Origin of the sequence: Rugamonas sp. (assembly GCF_025354735.1) — a bacterium.
In the GTDB taxonomy this organism is placed as follows: Bacteria; Pseudomonadota; Gammaproteobacteria; order Burkholderiales; family Burkholderiaceae_D; genus Rugamonas.
In genome coordinates, this window is the sequence record NZ_JANXMI010000019.1 from 1 (window position 1) to 11,371 (window position 11,371).

Genomic DNA, 11,371 nt, shown 5'->3' on the forward strand with positions numbered 1-11,371 from the left:
TGGAAGCGTGGCGGATTGGGCCTGGCACTCGCCGCCGTTCTGGCGCTGGCGGCGGTCCGCTTGTGCGCCCACGGGCCAGCGAAGGAACCGGAGATCGCGCTCCTGATTGGCGAGCCCTACGAGGCCATGCGCCAGCGCTCCAGTGCGGCCATCGCCCCGGCGATTCCCAACGAGATTTGGTACAACGTTCCCCAGTCTGATGCCCGCTTGCGCTTTGTTGACAAGCAGTATGGGTGCGTGACACCGCTCGCCAGTTTCTTCACCGTGGGCTACAACAAGGGGGTCGTCCACAGTGTGCGCATGTCGCCACAAGTTGAACCGCTTTTGCTCGAGGATACGCTGAAAATTGTCTTGGACTTGCAGGCACAATTGCGCAAAGGTGGATGGGTGCCTATCAAAGCGCAGGAGTATCCGCCCTTCGCCGACACTCCCCAATGGCGCGCACAATTGCGCGATGTGAACAAGGGCGGTACTGCTTATTGGCAGGCCGGCGACAAGTATCAAGTGATGTTGGACGTAGGCCGTTTTAAGGACGTCAGTCACCCCACCGAGGAGCGCTACCTCATTTCGCTCGACTTGGCCAAACCGTGGGTGAGATAGCGATGCGCATCGCCTGGAAGCGTGGCGGATTGGGCCTGGCACTCGCCGCCGTTCTGGCGCTGGCGGCGGTCCGCTTGTGCGCCCACGGGCCAGCGAAGGAACCGGAGATCGCGCTCCTGATTGGCGAGCCCTATGAGGCCATGCGCCAGCGCTCCAGTGCCGTCATCGATCCGGCGATTCCAAACACGGAGTGGTACAACATCCCTCATTCGGATGCGCGCTTGCGCTTTATTGACAAGCAGTATGGGTTCATAACGCCGCTCGCCAGTTTCTTCACCGTGAGCTATATGGAAGGAGTGATCGATAGTGTGCGCATGTCGCCACAAGTTGAACCGCTTTTGCTCGACGATACGCTGAAAATTGTCTTGGACTTGCAGGCACAATTGCGCAAAGGTGGATGGGTGCCTATCAAAGCGCAGGAGTATCCGCCCTTCGCCGACACTCCCCAATGGCGCGCGCAATTGCGCGATGTGAACAAGGGGGGTACTGCCTATTGGCAGGCCGGCGACAGGTATCAAGTGATGTTGGACGTGAACCGCTTTAAGGATAACAGCCACCCAACCGAGGAACGTTACCTCATTTCGCTCGACTTAGCCAAACCGTGGGTGGAATAACCATGCGCATCGGCTGGCAGCACGGCTCGCTCGGTCTGGCACTCGCCGCCGTTCTGGCGCTGGCGGCGGTCCGCTTGCGCGCCCCCATGCCAGCGAAGGAAGCGCAGATCGCACTTCTGATCGGCGAATAAAAAACGCTCCCGTCCAAGAGGAACGGGAGCGTCTTTATGTGGAAACCTGCGTCAGCAATCCAGTTCAGGCCTTGCGTTCAGCCACCGCGTCGACCACGCACAGCGCCGTCATGTTGACGATGCGGCGCACCGTCGCCGACGGCGTCAGGATGTGGACCGGCCTGGCGCAGCCGAGCAGGATCGGACCGACGGCGATGCCGTTGCCGGCCGCCGTCTTGACCAGGTTGTAGGCGATGTTGGCCGACTCGATATTCGGCATCACCAACAGGTTGGCGTCGTGCTGGAGCGCCGAATCGGGCATCAGCTTTTTGCGCAGGGCCGAGTCGAGCGCCGCGTCGCCGTGCATTTCGCCGTCGATTTCCAGCTCCGGCGCGCGCTCCTTGATGAGGGCCAGCGCGGCCCGCATCTTTTGCGCCGAGGCGCTGTCGGACGAGCCGAAGTTCGAGTGCGACAGCAGCGCCGCGCGCGGCGACAGGCCGAAGCGCGTCATCTCCTCGGCCGCCATGATGGTGATCGCCGCCAGTTCCTCGGCGGTCGGATTTTCGTTGACGTGGGTGTCGACCATCACCATCTGGCGTTCCGGCAGGATCAGCACATTCATGGCCGCGTAGACGCAGGCGCCGGGACGCTTGCCCAGCACGCGGTCGATGTAGTCGAGGTGCAGCTTGGTGGTGCCGAAGGTGCCGCAGATCATGCCGTCGGCGTCGCCCTTGTGGATCATCATGGCGCCGATCAGCGAGTGGCGGCGGCGCATTTCCAGCTTGGCGTATTCCTGCGTCACGCCGGCGCGCTTGGTCATCTCGTAATACGCCTGCCAGTATTCGCGATAGCGCTCGTCGTGGTCGGGGTTGATGACGTCGAAGTCGATACCCTGCTTGAGGCGCAGGCCGAACTTGGTGATGCGCGTTTCCAGCACCGCCGGACGGCCGACCAAAATCGGACGCGCCAGTTTTTCATCGACCACCACCTGCACCGCGCGCAGCACGCGTTCTTCTTCGCCCTCGGCGTAGACGATGCGTTTGAGGTCGATGTGGGCCTTCTTGGCGACCTGGAACAGCGGCTTCATAAAGGTGCCGCTGCGGTAGACGAATTGCTGCAGGCTGTCCGCATACGCTTCCAGATCCTTGATCGGCCGCGTCGCCACGCCCGACTCCTCGGCCGCCTTGGCCACGGCCGGCGCGATCTTGATCAACAGGCGCGGATCGAAGGGCATCGGGATCAGGTACTCGGGACCGAAGGACAGGTTGGTGAAGCCGTAGGTGGTGGCGACGATGTCGGACTGCTCGGCGTGGGCCAGGTCGGCGATGGCGTGGACCACGGCGATTTCCATTTCGCGCGTGATGGTGGTGGCGCCGCAATCGAGGGCGCCGCGGAAGATGTAGGGGAAGCACAGCACGTTGTTGACCTGGTTCGGATAGTCCGAACGGCCGGTGCAGATGATGGCGTCGTCGCGCACCGCCTTGACGTCTTCCGGCAGGATTTCCGGGGTCGGGTTGGCCAGTGCCAGGATCAGCGGACGGGCCGCCATCTGGCGCACCATGTCCTGTTTCAGCACGCCGCCGGCGGAGACGCCGAGGAAGATGTCGGCGCCGGGCATGACTTCGGCCAGCGTGCGCGCGTCGGTCTCGCGGGCGAAGCGTTCCTTGTCCGGGTCCATCAGCTCGACGCGGCCTTTATAGACCACGCCGGCCAGGTCGGTGACGAAGATGTTTTCCAGCGGGAAGCCGAGGTCGACGATCAGGTCGAGGCAGGCCAGCGCCGCCGCGCCCGCGCCCGACACCACCAGCTTGCAGGACTTGATGTCCTTGCCGACTTCCTTGATGCCGTTCAGGATGGCCGCGCCGACGATGATGGCGGTGCCGTGCTGGTCGTCGTGGAACACCGGGATCTTCATGCGGTCGCGCAGCTGGCGCTCGATGTAGAAGCACTCGGGCGCCTTGATGTCTTCCAGGTTGATGCCGCCGAAGGTGGGCTCGAGCGAAGCGATGATGGCGACCAGCTTGTCCGGGTCTTGCTCGTTGATTTCGATGTCGAAGACGTCGATGCCGGCGAACTTCTTGAACAGCACGCCCTTGCCTTCCATGACGGGCTTGGCGGCCAGCGGGCCGATGTTGCCGAGGCCGAGCACGGCCGTGCCGTTGGTGATGACGGCGACCAGGTTGCCGCGTGCGGTATATTTGTAGGCGTTGGCGGGATCGATCACGATCTCTTCGCAGGGCGCGGCCACGCCGGGCGAATAAGCCAGCGCGAGGTCGCGCTGGTTAGTCAGTTGTTTGGTCGGCGTGACGCTGATCTTGCCGGGTCTCGGGCACTCGTGGTATTCGAGCGCAGCAAGGCGCAGTTGTTGGCGAAGTTCCTCTTTTTGATCAGATGACGAATCCATGCTGTGCAGCCTTCCTGTTTGTACGGTCGGAAAGCTTACGATTTTATCAGACTGAATGTTTCTACTAGATAGGTATTTTCACCAAGCGGCATGGTGGTTTTTACTACAAATTGTCATTAGCGGTAAGTTTTTGCCTTGCTTTACAGTCCAAGACTATCGATTCGATAAATACAATCAATTTTCACTATCGAAAGTATTTGGCTATTATCCTTCTCAACGCGATTGCATTAATTAATCGAAACCAAGCGCAGCACCTCACGGGAGAAATAACATGGCAACTCAAGACAACGGCGTCAAATCGGTCACCATCGGCAACCTGGAATCGGCCTTCGCCGGCGAATCGATGGCCCACATCAAATACCGCTACTTCGCCAAGCTGGCCCGCGCCGCCGGCGCCGAAGACGTCGCCAAGGTGTTCGAGGACACGGCCGACCAGGAAGTGATGCACGCTTTCGGCCACCTCGACCTGCTGTATCCGAAAGCGCAGATGACGCCGGCCAAGGCGCTGGAAATCGCCATCGAAGGCGAAGTCTACGAATACACCACGATGTACCCGCAGTTCCGCCACCTGGCCATCGAAGAAGGCAACAGCGCCGCCGTCGCCGAATTCGACGAACAGATCGAAGAATCGAAAGTCCACGCCGCCGCCTTCCAGCGCACCCTGGAAATCGCCGCCAAGCGCTTCGCCGCGCTGGCCAACGTGGAAGAGCGCCACGCCAACCACTACAAGGCCACGCTGGCCAAGCTGACCGCCGCCGCGTGAACCGGGTTTGTCATTGATTTATACGATTTATACGATTTATATTATTTATATCATTTAAGGAAAACAACATGAAAACCTACCAATGCGTCGTATGCGGCTTTATCTATGACGAAGCGCTCGGCCTGCCGGAAGAAGGCATCGCCGCCGGCACCAAGTGGACCGACATCCCGGAAGACTGGTCCTGCCCCGATTGCGGCGTCGCCAAGTCCGACTTCGACATGGTAGAGATCTGACTCCGGCGCCGGCGTCGATAAACCGCTGGCGCGCAGTGAGCCGAACAGTTGCCGACTTCAATCGGGGGCGGTGACGACCGGGGTCCGACCCCGATGTACGCGTCCCCGGCGCGCCTTTCTCCGCGCGCGCCCTGTACCCAATTAGGAAAAAACATGCACCCCATCGTCATCATCGGCGCCGGCATGGCTGCCTACAGCCTGGCCCGCGAACTGCGCAAGCTCGATAAAACCTCGCGCCTGACCATCGTCACCGCCGACAGCGGCGGCTCCTACGCCAAGCCGATGTTGTCGAACGCCTTCGCGCTGAACAAGCAGGCCGGCGCCCTGGTGTCGGCCAGCGCCGAACAGATGGCGACCCAGCTCGACGCCACCATCGTCGCCCACACCCGCGTCCTCGCCATCGACGCCGCCGCCCGAACCATCGCCACCGACGGCGGCGCCATCGCCTACAGCCAGCTGGTGCTGGCGCTGGGCGCGCAGGCGATCCGCCTGCCGCTGGCCGGCGACGCCGCCGAGCGCGTGCTGTCGATCAACCACATCGACGACTATGCCGTGTTCCGCCAGCACCTGGAACAACTGGGCGGCCCGGCCCGCGTCGCCATCCTCGGCGCGGGCCTGATCGGCTGCGAATTCGCCGAAGACCTGTCGGCCGCCGGCCACCACGTGACGCTGGTCGACCCGAACGCGCGGCCGCTGGCGGCACTGGCCGCGCCGGCGCTGTCGCAGGGCTTGAGCGATGCGTGGGCCACGCGCTCGATCGCGCTGGAACTCAACACCACCGCCAGCGCCATCGACGCGATAAGCGACGCGACAAACGACGGCGCGCTGCGCCTGAGCCTCGCCAACGGCAAGCAGGTCGACGCCGACATCGTGCTGTCGGCCGTCGGCCTGCGACCCGTGATCGCCCTGGCGCACAGCGCGCAGCTGAAGACGGGACGCGGCATCCAGATCGACCGCTACGGCCGCACCAGCGACGCCCATATCTACGCGCTGGGCGACTGCGCCGAATACGGCAGCGAATTCGGCGCCGACCATGGCGCGGCCAAGGCGGGTGCCGTGCTGCCCTACGTGGCGCCGCTGCTGACGGCGGCGCGCGCCATCGCCGCCACGCTGGCCGGCACGCCGACGGCCATCGAGCTGAAAGCGGACGCCGTCATCGTCAAGACGCCGAGCTACAAACTGGCGCTGCTGCCGCCGCCGGCCGGCACCGCCGGCACCTGGGCCGAGCACCACGACGGCGAGCGCACGGTGGCCCACTTCGTCGACGACCAGGGCGTGCGGCGCGGCTTCGGCCTGTCGCAGCACACGCCGGCGCTGCGCCAAACGCTGCTCGCCGCGCTGCACACGCTGCACGACGCCGCCACCAGCGCCGCGCAGACCTGAGCGGAATCTGCAACGGAACCGGCGGCGCAAGCCGGGCCGGAGCCGATCCGCGTTTGAGGTATGCTGGTGCTCCTGATCGTCCATCACGGAGCATCGGCATGTCCACCCTCATCAACGCTGGCGGCACCACCCTCCCCTTCCCCGCCGACCCGCGCGACGATCCGTGGCGGCAGATGCTGGGCTGGCAGCGCGACGGCGCCGCGCTGTGTTTCGTCTACGCCCGCTCGCTGGGCGGCTTGATGCAGACCGGGCGCGGACAGCTGGCGCGCCTGGCGCCCGACGCGCTGACGCTGGAAGCCGGCCCGTGCAAGCTGCTGGTGATGCTGGCCGGCGCCGCGTACGAGACCGGGCCGCAGCTGTTCTTCACGCCGGACCTGCTGAGCCGCTTCGACGTCGACGGCGTCGCCGTGCGCCTGGCCAATCACGACTGGCTGTTCTTGACGGCGTCCGCGCTGCCGGCCCACCTCGCCATCGGCGCCGCCTGAACGACGGCAAACGATTCGGTACAATGGCGCATGCTCTCCGAATTCGACCTGATTAAACACTACTTCGTCCGCCCGTCCCACGCCGCCGCCCGCGCCACGCTCGGCATCGGCGACGACTGCGCGCTCTTGACGCCCACGCCCGGCATGCAGACGGCGATATCGTCCGACATGCTGGTCGAAGGCCGCCACTTCTTCGCCGGCGCCGACGCCTTCAAGCTCGGTCACAAAAGCCTGGCCGTGAATTTGTCGGACCTGGCGGCGATGGGCGCGCGGCCGGTCGCGTTCACGCTGGCGCTGGCGCTGCCGGCGGCCGACCGCGACTGGCTGGCCGGCTTCGCGGCCGGCCTGTTCGCGCTGGCCGACGCCCACGGCTGTGAGCTGATCGGCGGCGACACCACCAAGGGCCCGCTCACCATCTGCATCACCGTGTTCGGCGAACTGGCGCCGGGACAGGCGCTGCGCCGCGCCGCCGCGCGGCCGGGCGACGATTTGTGGATCAGCGGGACGCTGGGCGACGCGCGTCTGGCGCTGGCCGGTTACTGGAACGAGGTCACGCTCAGCGAAGCCGAGCAACAGGCCAGCGCGGTGCGCATGCACACGCCGACGCCGCGCGTGGCGCTGGGCCGGCTGCTGGCCGAGCAGGGGCTGGCGCATGCGGCCATCGATATTTCGGACGGGCTGGTGGGCGACCTGGGACATATCTTGAAGATGTCCGGCGTCGGCGCGACGATGGAGGTCGACGCGCTGCCGGCCGGGCCGGTGCTGGCCACGCGCGACGCGGCGCTGCGGCGCGCCTACACGGCGGCCGGCGGCGACGATTACGAATTGTGCTTCACGGCGCCGGCCGGCGCGCGCGCGGCGATACTGGCGGCGGCCGACAGCGTGGGCACGCCGGTGACGCGGGTGGGACGCATCGAGGCCGAGACGGGCTTGCGGCTGGTCGATGCGGGCGGACAGGCGCTCGACTTGCGACTGGCCGGCTTCGATCACTTCGCGTCCTGACGTCGGCGGCCGCTGTCGTGGCCCCGGTTTCGGCGCACGGGCCGACCGGGTTCACAGGGCGGTGCTGTCCTCCTCCCGCACGCCGACGCTGCGGCCGCTGCCGTGCATCAGCCAATAATGGTGGAACGCCAGCCGGATATTGTCGCGCAGCTGGGTGTCGTCCCACGGCTTGGTGTAGAAGCGGTAGATCGCGCCGCGGTTGATCGAGTCGAGCACCGCTTCCAAGCCCGTGTAGCCGGACAGGATGATCCGTATCGTGTCGGGATACATGTCCTTGACCTTGCTGAGGAATTCGGTCCCGCTCATGACCGGCATGCGCTGGTCGCACACCACCACCTGCACCGGGTGCAGCGCCAGCAACTCGAAGCCTTCGGCCGGCGACAGCGCCGTCAAGATGTGATAACCGTCGCGCCGCAGCAGCCGGTGCAGCGACGACAGCACGTTGGCGTCGTCGTCGACGATCAGCAGCGTCTGCGCCGGCTGCGTGCTTCGATCCGCTTCGGCCGGCAGGCCGGCGCCGCTGGCCACCAGTTCGCCCAGGTCGGCCGCCGTCAGCGGCCGGCTGAAATAATAACCCTGGATTTCATCGCAGCGGTTGCGGCGTAAATATTCGAGCTGCGCCCGCGTTTCGACGCCTTCGGCGATGACCCGCATCTTCAAACTGTGCGCCATGCTGATGATGGCCAGCGCGATGGCGGCGTCGTTCGGGTTGGTGGTGATGTCGCGCACGAAGGCGATGTCGATCTTCAGCTTGTCGATCGGGAAGCGCTGCAAATACGCCAGGCTGGAATAGCCGGTGCCGAAATCGTCGATGGCGATCTTGATCCCCAGCTCGCGCAGATTGGTCAGTACGGTGATGGTGCGCTCGGCGTTCTGCATCAGCGCCGTCTCGGTCAGTTCCAGTTCCAGCAGCTCCGGCGCGACCCGGTGCTTGGCCAGCGCCTGGCGGATGTCGTGTTCCAGGTCGCCCTCGACGAACTGGCGGCTGGACACATTGACGGCGATGCGCACCGGCCCCACCGGCGTGCGCGCCCACGCGGCGATCTGGCGGCAGGCAGCGTCGATGATCCAGGCGCCGACGCGCACGATCAGGCCCGTGTCTTCCAGCACCGGCACGAATTCGGCCGGGTAGACCAGGCCAAAGCCGCCGCGGTGCCAGCGCAGCAGCGCCTCGGCGCCGGCGATGCGGCCCGTGTGCAGATTGATCTTGGGTTGGAAGTACAGCATCAGCTCATCGCGTTCGATCGCGCGGCGCAGCGCGATTTCCAGGTCCAGCCGCGCCAGCACCTGCACGTTCATGCCGGCCGTGAAGAAACGGTAGCCGTCGCGGCCGGCCTCCTTGGCGCGGTCCATCGCCGTGTCGGCGTACTGGATCAGGGTGGCCGGATCGGTGGCGTCGTCCGGGTACATGGCGATGCCGATGCTGGCCGTCAGCGCCGCCGCCTGGCCCTGCAGGTCGAACGGCGCGCGCAGCGCCTCGCGCACGGCGTTGGCGACGTAGACGGCGTCCTGCTGGTCGCGCGTCATGGTCAGGATCAGCGCGAATTCGTCGCCGCCCATGCGGCCCACCGTGTCGCGGATGCGCACGCACTGCACCAGACGGTTGCTGAACTGGCGCAGCAGCTCGTCGCCGCGCTCGGCGCCCAGCGTGTCGTTGATGCCCTTGAAGCGGTCGAGCGCGATGAACAGCACGACGATGCGCCACTGCTTGTCCTTGGCCAGTTCGATGGCTTCGGCCAGGGTCTGGTAAAACAGCGTGCGGTTGGGCAGGCCGGTCAGGCTGTCGTAGTGGGCCATGTGCCGCAGGCGTTGCTGCGCGTGGCGCCGTTCGCTGATGTCGCGCGCCACGCCGAGCAAGATGGTCTGCTGGCCCGCGCGCTCCTGCAACTGCCAGTAGACTTCGGCCGGCACCACGGCGCTGTCGCGGCGCACCAGGTCGACCTCGGCCAGGTCGGGCGCGCGCGCCGGGCCGCTGGCGCCGGCTTGCAGCAGCTTGTCGGCCTGTTCGCGCAGCGGCCCGGCGCCGCCCAGCGCCAGCTGCGCGCCGCCCTGGGCCAGCAGGTCGGCGCGGCTGTAGCCGAGCATGCGGCAGGCGCCGTCGTTGACGTCAACCAGGACCAGGCTGGCCTCGTCAAGCAGGAAGATGGCGTCGGCGGTGGCGTCCATGGCGCTGCGGAAGCGCTGCAATTCGGCCGTGCGCTCGCGCACCGTGCGTTCGAGCAGCGCGTTGTACTGCTTGGCCTCCTGGTGCAGCAGGCGCACTTCGAGCAGGTTGCGGATGCGCGTGAGCACCTCCAGCGGATCGAAGGGCTTGCCGATGAAGTCGCGCGCGCCCGCTTCCAGCGCCGCCAGTTTTTTGTCGGGATCGGCCGTCACCACCAGCACCGGCAGGTAGCTGCCCTCCTCCAGCGGCTTGAGCGCGGCCATCACTTCGAAGCCGTCCATGCCCGGCATGTGCAGGTCGAGGACGATGAGGTCGTAGCAGTGCTCGGCGTGCCAGCCGGCCACCACGCGCGGGTCGGTGGTCGAGCTGACGGCCAGGTAGCCGCTGCTGCCGAGCAGATAGGCGAGCAGCTCGACGTTGACCGGCTGGTCGTCGACGATCAAGATCTTCGCTTGCAAGATGTCGGTGGCACTAATCATGACGGCTCCGGTGCGGTGGGCGCCCGTGCGGCGTGGCGGCGCGATCCTTGCCGTCGCTACAATGTTATGTAAAATATTGCGCGGACGACAGTAAATTGTAACCCTGCTTGGTCGCGGGGGTGTGTCGCGCTGGCATCGTCCAAACCGGCATGGTAAAGTGGACTGAAACGAAGATCGCATGCCGCAACCGAAGGAGCTTGAAGTGACCACCAACATCATCGAACTGGCCGCCCAGGTGGGCCAGGCCTTGCAGGACAAAGGGCTGCTGCTGGCCACCGCCGAGTCGTGCACGGGCGGCGGCGTGGCGCAGGCGGTCACCGAGATCGCCGGCTCGACCGGCTGGTTCGACTGCGGCTTCGTCGCCTATTCGAACGCGTCCAAGACGGAAATGCTGGACGTGCCGGCGGCGCTGATCGCGCAGATGGGCAGCGTCAGCGAGGAAGTCGCGGCGGCCATGGCCAGCGGCGCGCTGGGCGCCAGCAACGCCCACGTGGCGGTGTCGACCACCGGCATCGCCGGCCCCACCGGCGCCGTGCCGGGCAAGCCGGTCGGCACCGTGTGCTTCGGCTGGGCCAACGGCGACACCGTGCACACCGAGCGGCTGGTGTTCGCCGGCGACCGCAAGGCGGTGCGCGAACAGACCGTCATCCATGCGTTGCAGGGTCTGCTACGGTTTATCGACTAAATGCGCGACTGATTGCGGGCTGGCGGTTGCCATCCCGTCACAAAACAATTACTCTCGACGCATTCGAGCGATTCTGGAGTAATTGATGCAAAATTCGGTACATTTTATTCTCCAAGGTAAAGGCGGCATCGGCAAGACCTTGGTGTCGACCATCCTGGCGCAGTGGATCGCGGGCAAGGACGAGACGCCATTGCGCTGCTACGACACCGACCAGGAGAACGCGACCTTCTCGCGCTACAAGGCGATGGACGTCAAGCATGTGCCCGTGATGACCGACAGCCGCACCATCGATCCCAAGCGCTTCGACGCGCTGATGATCGACATCCTGGAAGAAGACGGCAACTGCGTCATCGACAACGGCGCCAACACCTTCTCCCCTTTGATGGGCTACCTGATCGAGAACGACTGCTTCTCGCTGCTGGAGGAATCGGGCCGCAAGGTCTACATCC

At 65.4% G+C, this 11,371-nt stretch carries 11 protein-coding genes and 1 pseudogene; 10 read left to right on the forward strand and 2 right to left on the reverse strand.

What is annotated here, in order from left to right; all coding sequences use genetic code 11:
* From Q0S71_RS01660 to Q0S71_RS01670, 3 genes are all read left to right on the forward strand, one after another.
* Window positions 1-600 (forward strand): flagellar biosynthesis sigma factor (locus tag Q0S71_RS01660; RefSeq protein WP_295990408.1); only part of this gene is annotated, 600 nt, incomplete at its 5' end.
* A gap of 2 nt (window positions 601-602) precedes the next feature.
* Window positions 603-1,214 (forward strand): flagellar biosynthesis sigma factor, encoded by a 612-nt coding sequence (locus Q0S71_RS01665; protein WP_295990410.1) that lies wholly within the window; start codon window positions 603-605, stop codon window positions 1,212-1,214.
* A gap of 2 nt (window positions 1,215-1,216) precedes the next feature.
* Complete coding sequence (locus Q0S71_RS01670) at window positions 1,217-1,345, forward strand: hypothetical protein (RefSeq protein ID WP_295990415.1); 129 nt, start codon at window positions 1,217-1,219, stop codon at window positions 1,343-1,345.
* 64 nt (window positions 1,346-1,409) lie between these two features.
* On the opposite strand, the gene Q0S71_RS01675 is transcribed toward Q0S71_RS01670, so the two are convergent.
* The gene (locus tag Q0S71_RS01675) at window positions 1,410-3,728 is read right to left on the reverse strand and encodes an NADP-dependent malic enzyme (protein ID WP_295990423.1); all 2,319 of its coding nucleotides are present in this window, start codon (window positions 3,726-3,728) and stop codon (window positions 1,410-1,412) included.
* Between the two features lie 271 nt (window positions 3,729-3,999).
* Here Q0S71_RS01675 and Q0S71_RS01680 point away from each other — a divergent pair, with 271 nt between their 5' ends.
* The 5 genes from Q0S71_RS01680 (at window position 4,000) to thiL (ending at window position 7,594) form a co-directional block, all read left to right on the forward strand.
* On the forward strand, window positions 4,000-4,491 hold the full coding sequence (locus Q0S71_RS01680; protein WP_295990426.1) for a rubrerythrin family protein: 492 nt from the start codon (window positions 4,000-4,002) through the stop codon (window positions 4,489-4,491).
* A gap of 68 nt (window positions 4,492-4,559) precedes the next feature.
* Window positions 4,560-4,724 carry a rubredoxin gene (locus Q0S71_RS01685; protein WP_295990428.1) on the forward strand — a complete coding sequence of 55 codons (165 nt, stop codon included), beginning with the start codon at window positions 4,560-4,562 and terminating at the stop codon, window positions 4,722-4,724.
* A 153-nt stretch (window positions 4,725-4,877) separates the two neighbouring features.
* A complete protein-coding gene (locus Q0S71_RS01690; RefSeq protein WP_295990430.1) occupies window positions 4,878-6,107 on the forward strand; it encodes an FAD-dependent oxidoreductase in 1,230 nt (409 codons plus the stop codon).
* 98 nt (window positions 6,108-6,205) lie between these two features.
* Window positions 6,206-6,592 carry a hypothetical protein gene (locus tag Q0S71_RS01695; protein ID WP_295990433.1) on the forward strand — a complete coding sequence of 129 codons (387 nt, stop codon included), beginning with the start codon at window positions 6,206-6,208 and terminating at the stop codon, window positions 6,590-6,592.
* Between the two features lie 30 nt (window positions 6,593-6,622).
* Window positions 6,623-7,594: a thiamine-phosphate kinase gene (gene thiL / locus Q0S71_RS01700; protein ID WP_295990435.1), complete on the forward strand. Its 972-nt coding sequence runs from the start codon at window positions 6,623-6,625 to the stop codon at window positions 7,592-7,594.
* A 51-nt stretch (window positions 7,595-7,645) separates the two neighbouring features.
* Here the strand turns inward: thiL and Q0S71_RS01705 are convergent, their stop codons facing one another.
* The gene (locus Q0S71_RS01705; RefSeq protein WP_295990438.1) at window positions 7,646-10,237 is read right to left on the reverse strand and encodes an EAL domain-containing protein; all 2,592 of its coding nucleotides are present in this window, start codon (window positions 10,235-10,237) and stop codon (window positions 7,646-7,648) included.
* A gap of 178 nt (window positions 10,238-10,415) precedes the next feature.
* Between Q0S71_RS01705 and Q0S71_RS01710 the strand changes: the two genes are divergently transcribed.
* Together Q0S71_RS01710 and Q0S71_RS01715 are read left to right on the forward strand one after the other, a co-directional pair.
* A complete protein-coding gene (locus Q0S71_RS01710; protein WP_295990440.1) occupies window positions 10,416-10,922 on the forward strand; it encodes a CinA family protein in 507 nt (168 codons plus the stop codon).
* 85 nt (window positions 10,923-11,007) lie between these two features.
* Window positions 11,008-11,371: pseudogene (locus tag Q0S71_RS01715) on the forward strand (hypothetical protein); the annotation flags it as partial.